The organism is Sulfitobacter sp. F26204 (genome assembly GCF_026410305.1).
Lineage (GTDB): Bacteria > Pseudomonadota > Alphaproteobacteria > Rhodobacterales > Rhodobacteraceae > Sulfitobacter.
In genome coordinates this window covers 70763-90506 of the sequence record NZ_JAPMLQ010000005.1, presented here as the reverse complement: position 1 = coordinate 90506, position 19744 = coordinate 70763, and the positions used below count along the sequence as shown (strand labels likewise).

The window sequence follows — 19744 nt, the reverse complement described above, 5'->3', positions numbered from 1 at the left end:
TTATCTAACAACTTCTTTCTACAGGATACCCAACTTGGTCTGTGGATAACTTTCAGTTACCCTATTGTTTTTTGTTGCCGGACTCACTCTTTCATGGCATTTCCATTCTGACGGCAAATCGCGTCAGGCGCGCCTTAGGCCGTCAGAACAACAAAGAGCCTTAGCAAAGGCCATGACAGGCGGCAGTAAATGAATGAACAGATCACAGGGAATCCGCAAGGTATAGGTTCTACTGATATAGGTGCCTTTGCGGACAATCTTGCCGGGTCTCTGGACCGGCAGATGAAGATTGCCTTTCAACCCGAAGAGCGAAAGTCGCTCAGACGCTTCAGTTCCACCGAAGTTGCGTCTCTGCTGCGGGTCAGCACATCCAATTTACGCAATCGTCACAAGGACGGAAGTTTCCCTGAAGTGTTTACCGATGGCCGCGGTCACCGGTTCTACACGGCAGAAGAGATAGGCAAATTGAGGAACATTCTGGCGCGCACCGGAAAAAACGCTGAATCCTATTTGCCCGGACGCCGCCAAGGAGATCGTCTTCAGGTAATTTCAGTCGTCAATTTCAAAGGTGGGTCGTCCAAGACCACTGCAACGATCCATCTTGCCCAACGCTATGCACTGCGTGGGTATCGTGTCCTTGTGCTTGATCTTGATCCACAGGCCAGCCTTACAACATTCTTTGGTTTTCGGCCCGAACTCGAATTTGCCGAAGGTGGCACGATCTACGACGCATTGCGATATGAAGATCAGCTCCCGCTGGGACAGGTTATTCAAAAAACCTATTTTCACAATCTCGACATGGTTCCTGCGGGTCTGATGCTCTCTGAATATGAGACCGAAACAGCCAATGCGCTTGCCCGTAGAGTACAGCCAATTTTCGCGGAACGTCTTTCCGTGGCTTTGGAAGAAGTCGAAGCCAACTACGACATCATCTTGATTGATTGCCCGCCTCAATTGGGCTTTCTCACGCTGACTGCATTAGCCGCATCGACAGGCCTTCTTGTCACTGTTGTTCCCGGTATGCTTGACATCGCGTCGATGAGCCAGTTCCTCAAGCTTGCCTCGGAAACGATCAAAGCCGTCGAAGAAGCCATTGGACGCAGGGTCACCTGGGATTTCGTCAAGTTCCTTATCACACGCTACGAACCATCTGACGGGCCTCAAACCCAAATGGCAGGGTATCTAAGATCAATTCTGGCGGGGCAGGTCATGACCGAACCGATGTTGAAATCGACCGCCGTTTCTGACGCAGGCATGACCCAGCAAACAGTTTATGAAGTTGATCCAACCCAATTCATCCGTAAAACAATTGATCGCGCGCTATCCAGCGTTGACGGTGTCGCGGATGAACTTGAGCAGACCATACAATTGGCATGGGGGCGGCGCTGATGGCACGCAATATATTCAACCAGCCGCCAATAGACGACAGCCAAGTCGCACCGCCCTCCCCTGCCCCGGCACCAACCACGAAACTGCCCGGCTCTGTCGGTGGACTTCGTGACTCCTTGCGCGAAATCACGGCCAATTCTATCCGGGATCTTCATCCTGACCAGATTGAACTGGACGGGCTGCGCGACAGGCTTGTTTTGGAAGACAGCAGCATTGATGAACTTGCCGAAAGCATTCAAAAGCATGGCCAGCAAGTACCCATCATGGTTCGCCCTTCGGCACAACATGACCGCTATCGTATCGTTTACGGACGACGCAGGCTTGCGGCAATTCGAAAAATTGGCGGTACGGTCAAGGCAATCGTGCGCACCCTTGACGACGATGCCTCGTTGATTGCTCAGGGGCAGGAAAACAACCTTCGCCTCGATCCGTCATTTATCGAAAAATCTCTTTTTATCAAAGAGATGAGCGAATCAGGCTATAAACCAAGCATCATTCAGGATGCCTTGGGCTTGACCCGACAAGGGGTTTCGAACCATCGCGTCGTGATCGAACAGCTACCGGATGAGATCGTCCACATGATCGGACCTGCTCATGGTGTTGGCAGACGACAATGGGGAGAACTGGCCGCATTGGCCAAGAAAGTCGCCCTTGTCGAGATTGCGAAAGAGACTTTGCCGTCCTTGCCTGCCGATTCCTCAAGTGCAGAGAGATTTCAAGCGGTCTACACGGCCTGCCTTCAGCGATCGAGACCTGCAGTTAAGCAGGCCGACCAGGGCGTCAAATCTGTCGTAGAAGACCGGAACGGCCGCCCCCTTGCCACGCTCGCAGTGGATGGCAAAGCCATTGCCATCAAGGTCGCCCGCAAGAACAATCCAGAATTCGGCCAATGGCTGGAAGAGCATGCAGAGGCCACAATTTTGCAACTCTTCGATCAATGGCAGAGTGAAAAAGGCCCGGCGTCCTGATCGGGTCAGAACTGAAACACGAGCAGAGGAGACAAACGAGACCAGAAAGAAAAGAGCCCCCCAAAGTATCCTTCGGAGAGCCCTCATCAGTAGTTTTGCACCTTTGATGTAGCAATCTCCAACACAACGGTCAAGAGTCACCATTTCGGTGGACGGCTTTTTGTTGTCTTTTCGCGCGGTACAATGTGCGACGAGCGGATAACCTGTGGGCCATACGGTCTTTGTCAATACATTATGGGATTCACAAAACTTTCCGTCAAAAACGCCGCGACACCCGCAGCGGGCGATTTAGCGCCACACGACACAGATCTCTGGGCAATCTTCAGAGCGCTCAGAGATGCGCGCAGCCTTTTCAACCTACGCCCCGGCCACATCCAGACACTCCAGGCAATGCTCAGCTTCTTGCGACCCGGCCACGGTGATACTGTGTTCGCCTCCAACAATGAAATTTGCCGCCGCGTTGGTGGAATAGACGAGAGAACACTGCGCAGGCATATCGATCGCTTTATCGAGTTAGGATTTATGAAGCGTGAGGACAGCCCAAACCGCAAACGCTATCGCGTGCGGTCTTCGGGCGGGTGTGCCATCAGCTATGGCCTGTCGCTCTCCCCTTTTCTTGCCCGTGCGAATGAACTATTTGCCGCTGCTCAAAAGGTCGAAAATGATCGGCGTGATAGGGCATTTTTGCGCAAGCAGATCCTGACAAAGTTGGTGTGCCTGGAAGGTCATGCACCAGAGCACCTTCTGCTGACAGAGGTGCGCAAAACACTTCGCAGAAAACTGACAGTAGCCGAATATCGTGGGTTGCTAACCAAGATTGACGCGGAAACCAATGAAATGTCCACCGCGGTGGACACACCGAAAACGATCAAAATGCCCGCCAATGACGGGCAAATTGTCCGCCACCATTCTAGGTCTATAAAAAAACAAAAAGAATTAGAAAACGATTTATCGGATAAAGCACCCGCAATCGAGAAACTAATGTCAATTTGCGATCAAGCAATGGCATTCACAACCAAACGACCAGATAATTGGACTGAAGTTAGAAATCATGCACGAACCCTGGCTCCAATGATGGGCATTCACACAACACTCTTTGACAAAGCAATTGAAGCTATCGGTGAGGAAACTGCATCAAGTGCAATCTTTATCGTCCTTCAACTGGGTGACCGTGTCAGAGACTTTGCCGCATATTTTCACAGTATCACACTTGGGAGACGCGTGATGAATTTCAACCCAACCCGGGCACTTGAAAAGCTGTCCATGCCGTCAACAGTCAGCACCTAATGTCCACCGCGGTGGACAAAAGAACAAGGACCCACATGAGAGTCGCAATCAATCATTCGCTATTTCGTAGTTTATCAAGTGGGTCTGACTCCGGTTCATTCACAGTGAAAGTTCGATTTGCTTCGAGCCAAACTCCGGCAGAATGCTATCGCACTACCTCGTAACAAGGCTGGCCTTTTGGGCGCCACGCAACCTAATACCAATTTCAATCAAAAGCATCGATCAAGTATTTTGCCGGAACCGATCAAAGGGCAGGGCAAGATAAGATGGGCGGACGAATGCGCAATATAGAGATATAACATTTCAAGCGACGGGGTAGGGGGCAACACCCCGTGTCTGCATCAAGAGAAAGATCTCTCTAATCAAGATCGGAGTTTTGTAGTCATGGTTTTCGACCCAGGCTTTGCGCTCATTCAGATCAGAGATAATCAACCGGATCTATATGCCAGCCATTATCAGGGGGAAGCAAAAGCAGCATCGCCAGGTACGTGCCGTGAACCTCTTTTCCCAGTTCATATGATCAGGCTTTATGTACCAATGGTCGGATTTCTATCATAGATAGGCGAACCCCCTCACCTGTGCCGCATCAAACAAATGTGTGCTACTTTATCCAGGGAACAAGGTGCGGCGGTTATCATGGCTATTTCCCATCAAAAGCGCCGCGTCACGATTGTATTGCGACAAGCCGATGGAGGTGGCGCGCAATTTAATTCGCTTATGTTTGCCGCTTTCATGTTGGAAATTTAAATGATTTAGAACAGATTGTTAATGCATCTAGCACTGTCTCGACATTTGGTTGAATGTGATGGATATGACCGGGTTTTATTTCCTTGGATCGTTTTGAACGTGGGCAAAATTCGGCAACCCCGTTTCGTACCAAAAACCCTGGCCCAGAACGGCAGCGACCTCGGCCTAAAGCAGGAAAAGATCATTTGGTCTTTAACAAGGCGTCGGTAATCCTAACCATCTTGCTACAGGGTAACATCATGCAGGGGCCGACTAATCACATGCGACATGCGCCCTGAACTCTGCTTTGATCAGGTGTTTTTCGTCCGCTAGTCCACCAAGCGCCGCAACTGTACCAGATAAGTTGCCCCGCACATACGAAGAGTGCAGACCTGTATTTTGTTCGCTTAGCATCAATGTTCCTTGTCCACCAAGAAGGCTGGCCGCCATTTGCGGTTTGACCGCCGTTCTGGCGTCACCTGCGGGTGATGGTGCACTTTGCATGGTTTCAACAAAGATCTCTGGCACATCAAATGTTTCAAGCTTACTGTCGCGAACGCCTGGTCCAGTGCGAAATCCAAAGGATTTCAAGTCGCCCTCCGCGCTTTCTCTCAACCGAAACTCAAGTGAAAGAAAATCACGATTGCATCCGCCAGATAGCTCCACGTTGTCGCCGGAAAGAATGTAAGAACCTGATCCTTCGGTACCGAGATGTACAAGGAGAAATGGTTTTCCAGATTTATTCAACTGGTGGCCTTTACGCCGCTCGTCTTCTGGGTTGGACAGAGGTGCGTTCTCTACAGCGTGTGCTTCAGTTTGCGTCGTTGCAAACAAATTTGGTGTCGTGCCGGATTCGGTCGCTGGGTCTGATTTACCGGAAGCATTGGGTTCCATATCAACACTCTGCCTCGGATCGATCTGAGGATCTAACGAAGTCGAACCGTTCCTGCGCAAATCGGAAGTTTCCCCTTCGAGGCATTCTCTGACATCAAGAACCTTTCCAACACCCATCGGTCGTTCGTGACGCAGGCTGAACTTCACCTTTATTTCCAGGTTCTTCAATTCTGCGGGAAAGTCTACCGGCGTACCGGAAATCCACGCACTATCATAGCGTCGTGTACCTGCAATCCGCACACTCCCGGTGATCCAACGCGGTGTGATCGCATCGATCGTCAAGACGCCGCCTCGGGCACTGAATTGCTGACGATAACCCTGTGATAGGGCGTTGGCCGCGCCGATAACAAAGCCGGCTACGGGTTGGTTTGGATAATCTTCTGGAGACAGGCTGCCATCTTCGCCAATTGTCGCAAGGATGTATTCGCCGGTTGTTATGGGCCCGTCATGGTCCAGTTCAAACCCGAGCGAATCCCGCGTTATCGTGTTCCATAAATCTACTCGTAATGCGCAGGGGTCGGATAAACCGGCCGCAAGAGTATCGTCAGTCACATAGGGAGCAAGAAACGCGCTTCGTTTGTCAAAACTGATCTCGACTGGCTTGTCGATATCGGCAGAGCTGGGACCGTCTATGTCAGCTTCGCCAATTACGGCGTATTCACTGTACAAAGTGACAATCAGTCGGAAATCACGCGACCGATAGTCTATGGGTGTCTTAGATGCGTTGACGACACGGATCAAATACTTCTGTCCGACATTTCCCGGTTTCGCCTCTCCGATCTGATCTGAATAGAAGACATTCCGATCACCATCAAATCCGGTCGCGGCGGTATCGTAACGTTGATCGTCTACGATCAGATGAAGCCCGTCTGTGTCTGGTCCAGATAGTCGGATTTCAAGCGCGCTATTTGCGAAATCGAGAACAGTCAGACTAAAGGGTTCAGCCGCTAGCGGTCTGACCGTGCCATTGACCTGTAGGTTTGCGTCCCCCAACTCACGTCGAACAATCATCAAATTTGAGGAAGACTCGCTTGCGGATAGTGATTTGTAACGTCCTTGGTGGGAACCGAATTCCGCGATGAAATCCGGGTAGATGTCATACAATCCGGCCCCGGTCACCTTCAATAGCGCAATGTCCACCAGTTCCATTACCGACTTACTGTCGGGCAATTCATTGACGACATTGAAAAAGTTGTGAAAAAAACCGACGCCACTTGAAGTTGCCCCACCGTACTTTTTTGCCATGAAAGCCCAGAACGGGTAGGTGGCGTATTCTCCGGGTCCGCCACTTGTCGACTGCAAGTCATCGATTGGAAAATCAAGGTATGGCAATCCGCTGCCAACGTATTGTGCACTTCCTGATTGAAGCCATTCAACCGCAGTGGCTGTTCCTTCCGTAACCCACTTGGTCTGCTTGCCAGAACGCAATAGTTTTCCGGTCAATCCATAACTTTCCTGTACCGCGTGAAAAAGCTCATGGGCAGCGGTCCCGGAATAGCCGGATGAATTTGTGTCGAATGCAAAAAACTGACTGTAGTCCACCCACAATGTGCGAACATCAGGGCGATAATAGCCAGCTGCGTGAACGCTGTCGGCAAATTTGAAAAGCCCGTCCTGAAAATAGGCGAGATAAGGCGCTCCCACTGTATTGTCGGGGCGCGTGATCATTGAAGGAGGTAACAATCCAGCACGTGCCAGAAATTGACTGGCTTCACGCAATTGAGTGAGGAAAACGTCAACACCTTCGTCATTCGGCTTGCCGTTTTCGTCGACCTGGCAAATCACAGCGTCTTTGGCGCATTCTGCGACCCACTCGGTTGTTGGCCAGCCGTGACCTTGAGCTTCAGCAATTTGGAACTGCAATAAAAACGCCACCAGAGACGCCAGACAACAGCGCTGTGAAGACTTCCACATTTTTATCGTATCTGGATCTGAGTATCAAAACTGCCAGAAATATCTTTGCAGACGTCAAGATCCGGATCTGCGTACAATTCCTTAACCAGACACACTTTGGATTTGAACGTCCCCTTCACGGTGCCGATACTGTCTTCAGCTTCAAGCAACTCAATATCAACGGACATCGCGTCGGTCACACCTTCGCTGGTATAAAAAGGTTTTCGCATCCCATCGGTTAGATAAATCAACTCGGTCGTCATAGGGGCCTTTCCAGCCTCGTATTCGCCAAGAAAGCTCACCGAAATACTGAGAACACTTTTCGAAGAGAAGCGCGGCTGCGGATGAGCCTGAATGCTTAAATCAGAAAGAGTCTTACCCTTTCTGAAAGAGGCGGAAGCGGCCATGTTTTCACCGGCACCATCCGAGATCGTAAACCAATCTTGTTGTTCCCCATCCAAAACGGCGGAAACACTTCCGAACTGTTCTGCCTGTGCAAGGCACGGCGTACCAAACAAAGCTACCAGTGCAACAACCAACCTCATGTCAAGATTCCAGTTCACCTAAGGTAAAGTGAAACATTGACATAAGCGCCCCCCCGAGGTCAATCTAAGCATGTTTTTACTCTGGTCGTCATTCTGGGGAGATGGGACGTGCGGTTGAACAAAGTACACGTGCTCGCCTTGTTGTTCTTGACCCATCCAATTGCGGCTTTCTCACAAGATGCTTTTTCTCAACAAACTTCGAAAGCTCATGGCGGGGATATTGAGGCGCAGTTGAGCCTAGCCCAAGCATACCAATACGGGATTGGGACAGACAAAAGTGTTCCAGATGCAATTCTCTGGTACGAGGCCGCCGCAAGTCAGTCCAATCCACTTGCGATGTATGAACTTGGCAGCCTCGTCTATGCGGGTGTCGACCCCGAAGACAAAAGTGATGCAGCCAAGGAAGCGGCCGCTTTGTCGGTTACTTGGTTCACCAAGGCAGCGAGGCTCGGCTTTCCACAGGCGCAAAGTACGCTGGGTCTCCTCTATGCGTTTGGCGACCGTGTGGAAAGAGACCGGGCGCACGGGCGCATGTGGATCGCAGTTGCTAATATGAACGGCTTCGATACCAGCAAAACGATGCTCAACATGCTTGAAAAGCAAATGAGTGAAGCGCAAGTCAAACTTGCAATCGACCAGGCCGAAGCTTGCATTCTATCGAAGTATGAAAATTGCAAATCGTCCAACTGATTGGGTTGATTGATTTTATAATGAAGAAATTTATGAAATTCCTTACTCTTTGTGTTTGTGTGCTCTTGTGCAGCCGTACACTCAGCTATGCGCAGGACGTTTCTTCGGGCGAGTTTTGTGCATTGTCGCCGCTTCAGATGCTGACGCAACTGGACGGAACATGGACGCTGAAACAAGGAGCCGGCGGTGCCGCGACCTACCGTGGAATAGGCGTACCGCTCCCGCCTCAAAAGCCTATTGGGCTTAAACTGACTTACAATGAAAAGAGCGGTTTCGTCGAAATGCTCAGTGCATCTGGTGACAACAGGGCCGTTTTGTTTCCCTCGGAGAATTCAGATAATAACTGGGCTGCTGAAATGATCCAAAAGTTTCCTGAGAGTGCACCAGAGAATGCCGGATGCACTTGGAGCGAAATGCCTGTTTTCATTGGCACAAACGTGTATGATCTAAGCGGGCATAGCGGCGGTGGGGTCCACACATTGGAAACAATCAAAGATGGCTTGTTTGATGGACCACTTTCTTATAGCGAATGTAAAAACGTCGTCGAAATCGGTGGCCGAAAAGCGGCGCGACCAGAACATCAGCCTTTCTTTGACGCGGAATTCAAAAAGTGCGAGAGCCTGGTCGGCCAGTTAACGCCCGGCACGATGGTAATGACAATTTTCGCGCGTTTTTTGAATGCCGATACCGCTTCAGGAACAGTGACTTTCGAAGGCGAGCAGGGCGGGTATTGGTTTGCAGCGGCAGCGCCTCTGAAATTTAGCCGAAACTAGAAAGAGAACCGCCGACATTTGCAGCCATGTTCGAACGGGCGAGAAGGGGCGGTAGCATTGGGAAACTGGGGTAGCTAAGCGTCAGGAAGTTGCCTTGGCTCTCGCAGCTTCGAATCCGTCTATGGTTGTTTTGATTGATCGCAAAGGGTGGGTGGGTCGTGCCAATGGGGACGAACGCTGGTTGTCGATCGTATTATGTTCTGGCGTCAAACCAGCCGACGATCCAAGCCTTTGGCCGGATTTGGTGGATTGATCCTTTCCCCGCAGTCGGCTTGACGCATTCAATTCGACCCGCCAGACTGCCCTAGCGTAAATGGGGTATATTGTCCGTGGAGCAAATTTTTTAGACGGGGAAATTTAATGGGTGAATTTTCGGTTGAGGGGGAAGAGCTAAAAAAGCTTATCAGGGTAGCAAAGCAACGTCCGCTTGCCTTTGCAGCCAGTCCTGGCAAGGATGAGGCAGATTTTGTCTTTGCGCTTCACAAGAAACGCGCACCGGATGCTTTGAGCCGGGCGGTCAAGAAGGAAAGCACCACCAACAAGGTTGCCTACGGGCTTTGCGCTGTTGACGGCAAGCTGATGAGTCTGACCTGTGAGCAAGAACTGCCGGGTCTGGCCAAGAAATTGAAGAAATGGCTCAAGAAGCAAAAGGCACCATATAATATCAAGATCCTCGATGAGAACGGGAATGTTATCGAGGATGACATTGAAGACCTGCCCGATGATCCCCTTGATGAGGATGGTCATGAAAGCGACGCAGTTGACCTTTTTGATGATAGCGCACAGTCGGACCCGAGGGTCGAGGCCCTGCGCCAGAAGGTCATCAAACTGGTACCTCAAATCCGCGCACTGAGCGGGCCTGCACAGGCAAAACTGCAGGCGGCTGCAAAATCCGCCCTTGAGATGATCAACGCAGGAGAGCTGGAGACAGCGGCAAAGTTGATTGCGGCAATTGCGGCTGGACTGAAGAAAGCCGCTGGCACGCAACCGGCCAGTGAGGATGCAAAAAAGGCAACAGCCGATTTGGCGGACAAACTAAAGACCCTACGGCCGAAATGTTTGGCTGCGCCGGCTCCTGCAAATGAAAATCTCATGAAAGTCTGGGAGATTGCGGCGCAAAAGCTGCGCGGTCAGGATTTTGGCGGGGCAAGGGCGGCGATCAAGGGCATTGAGGATGCGCTGGCAAAACAAGATGACCAAACAGTTGTTGATCCACTGCAAAGTCAATGGGAGGCGCTTTGGGCGCGGGTATCGCCGGTGGTGCTGAAAGCCCTGAACGCGGATGTTCCCAACGCACAAAGACTGCGTGCGGTGATGATGGCGGCAGATGAGGCTGCTGCCAATGGTGACTACAAGAAGGCCATCACCATAGCGCAGCGGCTTGAGGTGGCTGTCAAGGAAGCACTGGAGGCGAAAAAGCAGCAGGCTGCTGAGAGACCCGTCAGTCTGACAGTCGACTTTACAAAAACCCGTCTGATGTGGGGTCGTGCGAAGGGGCAATTGCGCAGCGAAATGGCCCGTCTTGGCGACGCTATTGTAGCATCTTGTGACGGTGACGATTTTGAAGGGATCGAAACTGCGGTAAAGGACCTGCAAGCCTATCTCGACCCCATTGATGAGACATTGGAAGATGCTCTGGATGCATTGATACAGGAAACCGAAGCGGCCAAACGCGGTGATCTGAGGCAGAAGTGTCTGAGTGCGATCAATACGTACCGCGCCGAGATAAATTCGGGAATTTTTCTGGTTATTGACGACAAAAATGGATTTCTATCAGGTTTGAAGGTCAGGCGGACCGCGGTTGCAGCGCTGGATGCTGTGGCAAAGGAGCTTGAGAAAGAAAATTTACAAATAGCCTGATTTAGAAGGCTGCAGAGATTTTAAAACAACTGCTTTTGAAACTGCTTGCTGTTGTAAAGAATTGAAAAAACATAGCGTGCGTCTGCTCGCACGGTGCCCAGGGGAGGCGGGAACATGCCTGATGACGATGGTCCGATCACCGTAAATGAACTTGATGCCGACAAGCTTGTATTTCTGTCGAAATGGCTTGGCAAGAACGCAATTATCTCAAGCGGCCTGGCCAAAAGGCTGCGGCGAAAGATGGTCAGCAAAAAGAAGGTTCGAGAGTTTCAGACCAACATCAAAGAACAATACGTCATATATGTGAATAAGAAGAACGAGGTCGAGACCAAAGCCCGAGCACTGAGAACCGATTTCGCGGGCTATTGGGATGAGATGGACGACCTCAGAATTCGTTTCGAAGGTGTCGAGGGTGACATCGTTGACATAGATTCAACAGTGGTAAATGCCCAGGCCGATGATCCAAAATTCGATTGGGGCACTGATGAATTGGTGCTTCGCGACATTCGTCTATCCAGCATCCGAGATCGGGCACGTCAGACAGCCCAGATCATTGATGCACGAATGGAAGCACTGGCGGACGAAGTTCGGATCAAGACGCTCCAGGATAAGCTTCTTGAGCGGATCTTGGCCGCGAAGACCTCCTTGTCCGCGCTTGAAAATCTGGACGATCAAGGCACGTTGAGCCCTGCTTTGATCAAACAAGGCCTGGGCGATGTGGAACTGGACGGTACCCGCAGCTCAGCGGTTGATGGTTTGGCAGCCGCGCATGGGGCGCTAAAGGTCAAGCTAACGGAATTGCGTGTTGCGGCAGGCGCAGAGGATGTGAACGAAGACACACTCGTCACGCTTGGTGCCGAGTTGTCAACGGCCCTGGATGCCTGCGAAATAGCGCGTGCACCGTTTATCGAAACCTTACTCGAATTGGTCGAGGACATGCGCGACGCCGCGCTGGATGCTCTGGCGGAACTTGCGGCATCTGATCCGGTTGCCGGACGCGAAGTGGTACGTCAGGACAAGATCGATAGGACGACTGAAAATCTCGGGCGCGGAATCGATGCGCTGGCTGTCGAAATTGCCACCCTGACCCAGAAACTGGCTGATGCGGAGGGGTTCAAGGAAAAGCAGCGTCTTGCCAAACAGATAGGGGAAACCAGGGATCAAAAAGCCGCTTTAGAACAAAGACGCACGCAGTTGGCGGCCTATGAAAAACAGGCGGCGGATCGGTTGGAAAAAATCAAGGAGATCAAATTCGAGGCGGCTGAGATGAATCTTGTCATGGCCGGTATTCGAGACGGACGCCCCTCGACCGAAGAGGCCTTACAAGCCTATCTGGACACAAAGCCCGATGGCCAGCGGGTATTCCCTGAAGTGGCACCATCAGACAGTGATAGCAGCGCCTACAGGGCCGAGGCCATCAAAAATATCGAGGCGGACAAGGTCACTTACCTGGCCTCTTCACGAACCATCGCATCGGATGCAATACTGTTCCTTGGCGAGCCGCAGGTTACACAAATCAACGATGCGCAGCTTGCGACGCTCAATATGATTCTGGACAATGCCATCACATTGGCGGGGCAAGGGAAGTACAGCGAAGCGGCGCTTTTGCGCCAGGACGCGGCGAAGTTGCACCTTAAATTCAAGGGTTCGCGCAGCTTTGCACTGCCACCACCTCCTGTGCCGCCGGTTGATCCGTTCGAGGCCTTTGACCGGACGCTTAAATCCGTCAGCGTCTTACTCGACAAGCATTGGGGCAAAGGCGGGGACACTGATGGTGCGTTGCGCGCACGGTTGGACGAGGTCAAGGCGCTACGCGATGCGCAGACAACCGAAACGCCACCTGATTTATCTGCTGCAGATACGGCATTGGCCAGCCTTGAAAGCGATATTCTGGATGCGGATATTCCTGCCGTTGATCCGGCAATCAAGGAAGCAGACGATGCCGCCAAGGTTGCCGCACATGAAAAGGTAGACGCCATAAAACGCGAGTTGTTGGTCATCCACGATGCTCGAGAGATCACAGACCTGAGCCGTTTAGCAAACATTCCTGCAGATCACGTGCTGACAATTGAAGGAGCTGACGGCGAGAAAAAGTTCTACGAAATCGGGATGAAAGAGGCATCCGACAGTGCGCTGATGGTCGATAAGCGTGGCGCCGGTTTCAAGGACGTACCGCGCGCGGAAATGGCCAAGCTGCGCGAAAAAATGCAGACGCTTGAGATGCTCGCAGAGCTTGAGACACCGGGTTCAGCAGCGTTGATCGAGGCCGCGACCGTAGAGGCGCAGGAAATGCTGGATCAGGTCAAGGACGGCGATGCCTATAAAGCTGCGAAGGACGCAATCAAGGCTGTGGATGACTATCTGGCCAAAAAAAGTGTCAGGTCAATCTATGCCGAGTGGAGACCGGAAGGTTACGGGGCTGATCTTGACGCTTTTGACAAACTCAAGTCCGGCTGGGAGGGATCGAAGAAGCCAGCGGATGTCGTATCGGCGGTTGAGGCCTTCCTGGCAAAATTCGAAGGACCCCACAAAATTGCGGCCGAAAAACTGCGGACCGATCATGCCGCAGCGACCGAAAAACTGGATCGGATTGAACTGGATCTTTCTGCCAACAAGAAAGGTACCGAGGCAAATGTCGGTGCCAAGATTGCACAGCTGACCAAGATGACGCCGGAGGAACTTCTCCGCGGAAACATCATTAATCTCAATGGAAAGTCCGACGCGGAACAGGAAGCACTGCGTCAAGCAACAGAGACGATCAGGACCTCACTTGCCTATCTCAAGACCGCAGACAAGAATTTTGCCGGTGCACAGGGTAAATCACGCGAAACCCTGATGGCGTTACGCAAGGAGCTTGAGACGCGCTCACAACCGACCGTCGATCAGGTGATCAACAAAGCTGATAGGCTGATTGACGAGCTTTCCACTGCGCTGGTGGCGCTTGAAAAAATGATCGCTGAAAAAGGCACCAATCCTGAAGCTTTCTTGCTCGGCTTGGCGCGTTTTCTGGGCGAGGCAAGGGCAGGGACCGAAACCGCGACGGCAGACGCAGCCGACGTTATTGAGCAGAAACGGCTATGCAAAGAGGAGCGCGCCAAGGTCAAGGATTGGATTGATGATAATGTCAACAAGACCAGGCATCGCAATTACAAAGAATACAAATCCATCTTCGACGGGCTTGAGACCGCCTATAAAGCCATCGGAAAGAACCTTGAAACTTCTCACGACAACAAGCGTGCGGCACAGGAGTATAAGGACAGCGCCAAGAACTGGCGTGATCTGCATGCGGATGTGACTGACACGCAAAAGGAATCTGCAGGCGAATGGTTCTTTGATTTTGACGGCACCCAGGCAAAAATCCGGGCATCGGTAGCCAAGATCAGCGCCGCCGCTGCGAAAGTGCAGCAGATGCTGACAGAGAAATTTGCAGATGATGACCGTCGCGAAGACGATGAGGCGCAAGCAGCCGTTGCGGCAGTCAATCAGGTGCTGGCCCTCTGCCAGGGCGACAAGAACGGGTTTTTGGTACTGGATGGCACAGCAAAGACGAAGCTGGCCAATCTGAAAGATCCCCAGCACCAAATGGGACAATTGCCGGATAAGGAAAAGAAAGCAATCGTCGGGCAACTGCGCGAAGAGACCCTCAGGCAGTTGCGACGCATCCGGACCAGACTTGAAAGCGATCCGGCCTTCGAAATCTACCGCAACAACCCGATGGACCGTGGCCAGACCTGGGTGCAGCTGACAGCAACACTGCTAAATTTTGAAACGACCATTCTGAAAAACCTCGCTCCTTAGCGGTCGGTGCAACATCAGGTGGGGGAGTAAGACATGCCACTGACTGAAAACGAATTCGATTGGATCAAATACGTATCTGGCAAAAACCTGGATGACGAAGCCTATGCCTCAGCCGTTCAGAAAATGGCTGATCGCGAGGAGTTTCTATCGGGGATGGATGGATACCTCGATGATGTCCGCGATGAGATCATGGCAAGCCAGGACCTGATCATCAAGAATGATAACCACCCTTGGGCTATCACAAAGGCATGGCGCAAACTTGCCGGAACTGAAGATAAGAATTTTACCGAAATGCCCTGGCGGGCGACCGAAGAGGACTTGGAAGACGCAAATCTAGGTAAATGGGCGATGCTGGTTGACGTCGAAGTTGATACCATCGCTGACATCGGTGAAGACACCGGAGCGATTGATCCCGCTGTTATCACCAAGCTGAGAGAAGGTTACGAAAAAGCCCTGGTCGCCCAGCGAAAAATGGAAATGCAAATTGGTGCGGATGGAATGCCGCTCTTCACCGATGACGATATCCGCAAGGAGGTTTGGACACCCTTGGTGCGTGCTGGTGTGATCCCAGACAACATTGTCCCCGATAAATTCTCGGAACATGCTATCGCTTTCAATGGCGCGGCTGAGTTCTATGAAAAGAAAATCGAAGCCTTTTCGGCAACCACCACGACTGGGCGCGAGAACTTTAAGCTGGGGATGAAGATTGCCAAGGAAAGCGTGCAATTGGCGGGAACATTGACTGCCGGGGTACTGTCCGCCAAGGACGCGATGAACGTTGCGGAGACCAAGCAAGAAGTTATTGAGCTAAAAGCCGCCAAAGACGTAGAGACTGACCCGGTTAAAAAGGCTGAAATCGCTGCGCAAATCTCATCCAAGAACCGAGATATTGCTATCGCGGGCACCGATGAAATGATCGCCAAGGCGGCAACTGCAGTCGTTCTGGGTGGTCTGTCCTCTGCTGAATTGGTTGCCGATCATAGGCATTCCACCGCACCGCCGATCGACAAATGGACTGCGACGATAGGCAAGGCTTTGACCATTGCAGAAAGCATGACGGTTTCGGTTGTGCAATCGGCGATGGTGGCCAGCCAGGAAAACCCAGCCGACAGCCAGAACAAGGCCAAAGTTGCCTTTACCACCGCTGCCATCAGTACCGCGTTCAAAAGTGCCAAGGTGCTTCCACAGCTGGTTGTGATGGGACAGAAGTTTCACGAACGCAACTACGAGGGTGGATTTGACGAGATCATGAAGATCGTTTCTGGCCTTGGGGATGCAATTGCCACAGGGATCGTGGCGGCGGCAAACAAATCCGTGGCTGATATCAAAGAAAGCGATTACCCGGACAAGAATGCCTTTGACGATGCACTTGGGGAACAGCGCGACTATCTCGCGGCACAACAGCAGTTTGCTGCCGCGCTGAAACTGGGCATAACGTCGGGTGCCAACATCAAGGCGATCGGCAAGGCGATTTTTATCGACAAAAATCCCGGTCAGGCCGCGCCGCTTTTGGTGAATGGGTTGTTGTCGGGGTTCACCATCGGATTTAGCGAACAGATGTATGATGGCCTGCGCGCCGACATGACCGCAGAAGAGGTTGAAGAGCTCAAGCACTTTCAACGGGCGTATACCGAATCCGGCAGCGAGCGCGCAGTCGATTCAGGCACGGCCAAGGTCATGGGCGATGTTACAAATGCTCTGGGCAAGCTCAACTCCGCGTCTTCTGTCATGAAATCCGAGGATGAGGCCGCAGAGCTTGGCCGTGATCTTGAGGAAGAGATCGCGCTTGATCAGGAAATGACGGCACTTGCAGAACTTGAAAATGTCTTTTCCGAAGAAGGCATGCAAGCCATGCTGGAAGAAGTCGATGAAGAGATGGTCGGCTTTGAAGAGATGTATTCTGAGGCCTTCCCCGATCCGGAGATTACCGGCAAAACTGAAGAAGAACTTGTTCGCGCTCAAGAATGTATCGACCGGGCGATGGCCAATACCACCAAATTGCGCCAGCGAGCCGAATTCTGGAACAACTTGACCGCAGGTTCGCTCAGCGTCGTGGCGGCGATTGTCCCCGGGGCGGGCCTTGCCGTGGCTGTTCAAAAGCTGATTGTTGACTTTCTGAAGATGCGTAAAGCGGCTGAGGTTCACAACGCCTGGGTTGACAGCATGAAAACCGCCTTTGCCGCGAGGGCAGGCACGGCACCTGCGATTGAGAACACGCTTAACAATTGCTATGTTCACCTCAACCACGCAAGGATCAAAGTGGTCTTTGACAGCATCTCAGTCGGGGCGGAAACAGCCAAAATCTTTGACCCGTCCGGCGTTTCAAGCATTGTCGCCACCTCCAACAACATGGCCTCTGCTGTGGTTGAGTTCGGCTACAAGATGCATGCTGAGGTTACGATCAAGAAGGGGTGGAGCGCTTACCTCAAGGCGCGCGACAACCCCGGAAACCGCAAGGCAGCGCGGGCTGCATTGCGCATGAATTCCACGCTAGCCAAATGTTGCATCGCTTATGGTGCGTCGATCATGGGAGATGCATCGGCCCAGAACGCCCTGCGCACTTCGGGCCTGTCGGTGGAGGCGTTCAAGAACGATAAAGACATTTGCATCAAACTGATCGCCTTTCTTGAGAATGAGCTACAGGACGACCCAACCGTTTTGGGAGTAGAGAAGAAAATGGACGGCAACTGGCATCCGGGCAAACCGGCATTGACCGTTACCAGTTGGACAGCGTTCAAAGCTGCAGCAGAGAAATCCGCGACACCGAGACTGGACAGGGCCAGCCTTGCCACGCCGGCCATTGATCGTTGTCTGATTGAGTTGTCCAAACTCGAAGAATGGCAGAACGGCGATATCTTTAAGGCTGCCCGCGATATAGATAAAAATATGTCAGAGGATGAGGAGCCCGAAGCGAACGCGCTGATGCAGGAACAGGCCCAGTTGGTCGACAGGCTTGAGAATGCAGTCGATCTTCTGGAACGATTGGATGCCGCCGCAACAGAGTACAAACCACTCAACGATGGAAGCAGTACGGAAGTGCATCAAGGTATGCAGGCGGTGGCCAAGACCTTTGCAGCCCTGGCGCGTGGCAGGGCTGCGGGCACGCGCAAGAACGCTTCCTTGGTCAAGAAGTTCCCCGATCAGATCGCGCTGGCCTAGATTCCGAATGCAATTGTGTTTGACGTGTTGAATAGTTCAGGGCCGGAAAACCTCCAGTTCAAAAAATGTGAATTTGATTGGCTTTGCGGAACCTTCCCATGATGAGTTTCGTTTCTCTAACAAAGGAGGAAGACCAATGGCGAAATTCAAGATCGGTGATCATGTGAAATGGAATTCCGAAGCGGGCTATGTGACCGGTAAGATCAGCAAGATCCACACCAGCGATTTCGATTACAAGGGCCACACCCGCCGCGCCTCGGAAGATGATCCGCAGTATGAAATTGAAAGCGACAAGACCGACCATGTGGCCGCTCACAAGGAAGGCACGTTGACTAAGATAGATTGATGGCGGAAGGGTTTCTCTCGGTTGGCCTCATTTCCGTTCATGAGGATGTAATCCGGAAAAATACCGCGATGCCCGAACATATGTTCGATAATCTTCCACAGACAAGGGATTGGAAACGGAAACAGCGTGAATGACTGTCTTTGAGATCTCGCTTGGACAAGCGATCTGAAACTTGAACCACATTCGGCGGCCCTGACGTAGTTCCAGCATTCCTCGGATTGATGAAGGTCGTAGATTTCAGCGTCAAACTTGATGAACCCAGCGATAAGCGGTCGATCTACCGACAGTATTGTTGCGTTCAACAAGAAGATCGGCGACATTTTGATGGGGAAGCAGATAAAATGAGTATAAGCGCAGAGCACAGGGATGATATTTGAGCGGGGATTTACGCGGGATGTTGAACATCAAAAGGCCAAAACCGGCTTGTTTCACAATTAATGCAATGGTCCCTGACTTTGCGATCGTCGGCTAATGGCGAAACCTTGAGAAGCCAAACCAAACTTCCGGCTTGGGTTACCTCGGGACGCGCTGAAACCCTTGAAACCGTGGCTTTTCGATCCGGATCCGCGCTGACCCTGCTGGACGCATTGATGACCCATCCAGAGCATGGTGTCCCTGTGAAGCTTTTTGCGAATAGTCTTGCACTAAAGGCAGCCACAGCCACCTCGAAGCTGGAAGGGCGCCTGGCTCGGGAAGTTGACATTCGCGATGCGTTTCATCTGACACCGCCAGGTGATGCGCAGGGACCTGATGGTCAGCTCCTGGCCTTTTGGCGTGATGCAGCGCGGGTGCCATTGAAGGGCCTAGACAGACATGCCGCATGTTCTGTTCTTGTCGGCAAAGCAATGGCAGCCGATTTTGCCAACTGGTTGGAAATCGGGCAATCGCACAGTTTGACTCACGGTCCTTTGGCGGCGTGCGTTGCGATCATGCGTGCGGTTCTCGCCGTGGATGAGCGGGCCGAACGGATGGCCTGCCTTGCCTCGGATATGGTGCTTGCGCGCTATTTGAACTGGCCAAAAATCCTGCCTGTCTCGGCTCGGTATCTGACCAAAGCAATGTTGCGTGAATTGGGTGACGACAGGCAGCGCGGTGATCTTGTTGCTCAACAGTGTATTTTGCGCTCTGCCGAAGCGGGTATTCAATTGGCGCGGGATCTGGCTGAACGCAGTTGGGCACTTCGTGCGATTGCCCCAAAACTGCGGGCAAAAGGCGCAGCGCATGCGGTCTGCGTGTTTCTCTCAGAGGATGCAGTTGCTCCATCGGCGATGTTGTCACCGGTCATTCAGGGAAGCGATACGCCAATGACAGATCGTGCAGCACGACGTTTTTGCGACCGTCTGGTCGAACTGGGGGTGGCGCGTGAGCTTACAGGGCGTCCCACCTTCCGATTGTATGGAATTGCAAGTTAGGCGT

General features: G+C 52.1%; 12 protein-coding genes. 10 read left to right on the top strand and 2 right to left on the bottom strand.

Annotated features, from left to right (window positions below):
• Window positions 1–189: 189 nt before the first annotated feature.
• From repA to repC, 3 genes are all read left to right on the top strand, one after another.
• Window positions 190–1389 (top strand): plasmid partitioning protein RepA, encoded by a 1200-nt coding sequence (gene repA, locus OS190_RS13385; protein WP_267159220.1) that lies wholly within the window; start codon window positions 190–192, stop codon window positions 1387–1389.
• The gene (gene repB / locus OS190_RS13380; protein WP_267159219.1) at window positions 1389–2357 is read left to right on the top strand and encodes a plasmid partitioning protein RepB; all 969 of its coding nucleotides are present in this window, start codon (window positions 1389–1391) and stop codon (window positions 2355–2357) included. Before repA ends, repB begins: the two co-directional genes overlap by 1 nt.
• Window positions 2358–2591: 234 nt before the next feature.
• The gene (gene repC, locus OS190_RS13375; protein ID WP_267159218.1) at window positions 2592–3644 is read left to right on the top strand and encodes a plasmid replication protein RepC; all 1053 of its coding nucleotides are present in this window, start codon (window positions 2592–2594) and stop codon (window positions 3642–3644) included.
• Window positions 3645–4643: 999 nt separating this feature from the next.
• On the opposite strand, the gene OS190_RS13370 is transcribed toward repC, so the two are convergent.
• Together OS190_RS13370 and OS190_RS13365 are read right to left on the bottom strand one after the other, a co-directional pair.
• Window positions 4644–7139 (bottom strand): hypothetical protein, encoded by a 2496-nt coding sequence (locus tag OS190_RS13370; RefSeq protein ID WP_267159217.1) that lies wholly within the window; start codon window positions 7137–7139, stop codon window positions 4644–4646.
• A 41-nt stretch (window positions 7140–7180) separates the two neighbouring features.
• Window positions 7181–7702 (bottom strand): hypothetical protein, encoded by a 522-nt coding sequence (locus OS190_RS13365; RefSeq protein ID WP_267159216.1) that lies wholly within the window; start codon window positions 7700–7702, stop codon window positions 7181–7183.
• Between the two features lie 108 nt (window positions 7703–7810).
• Between OS190_RS13365 and OS190_RS13360 the strand changes: the two genes are divergently transcribed.
• From OS190_RS13360 to OS190_RS13330, 7 genes are all read left to right on the top strand, one after another.
• Window positions 7811–8392 carry a tetratricopeptide repeat protein gene (locus OS190_RS13360; protein ID WP_267159215.1) on the top strand — a complete coding sequence of 194 codons (582 nt, stop codon included), beginning with the start codon at window positions 7811–7813 and terminating at the stop codon, window positions 8390–8392.
• A gap of 20 nt (window positions 8393–8412) precedes the next feature.
• Window positions 8413–9165 (top strand): hypothetical protein, encoded by a 753-nt coding sequence (locus OS190_RS13355; RefSeq protein WP_267159214.1) that lies wholly within the window; start codon window positions 8413–8415, stop codon window positions 9163–9165.
• A 360-nt stretch (window positions 9166–9525) separates the two neighbouring features.
• Window positions 9526–11025: a hypothetical protein gene (locus OS190_RS13350; RefSeq protein WP_267159213.1), complete on the top strand. Its 1500-nt coding sequence runs from the start codon at window positions 9526–9528 to the stop codon at window positions 11023–11025.
• Between the two features lie 114 nt (window positions 11026–11139).
• Window positions 11140–14823, top strand: a complete 3684-nt coding sequence (locus OS190_RS13345; RefSeq protein WP_267159212.1) for a hypothetical protein — start codon at window positions 11140–11142, stop codon at window positions 14821–14823.
• A 33-nt stretch (window positions 14824–14856) separates the two neighbouring features.
• The gene (locus OS190_RS13340; protein WP_267159211.1) at window positions 14857–17982 is read left to right on the top strand and encodes a hypothetical protein; all 3126 of its coding nucleotides are present in this window, start codon (window positions 14857–14859) and stop codon (window positions 17980–17982) included.
• A 136-nt stretch (window positions 17983–18118) separates the two neighbouring features.
• Window positions 18119–18328, top strand: a complete 210-nt coding sequence (locus tag OS190_RS13335) for a hypervirulence associated TUDOR domain-containing protein (RefSeq protein WP_267159210.1) — start codon at window positions 18119–18121, stop codon at window positions 18326–18328.
• Between the two features lie 482 nt (window positions 18329–18810).
• A complete protein-coding gene (locus OS190_RS13330) occupies window positions 18811–19740 on the top strand; it encodes a DUF1403 family protein (RefSeq protein ID WP_267159209.1) in 930 nt (309 codons plus the stop codon).
• The last annotated feature ends 4 nt before the right edge of the window (window positions 19741–19744 follow it).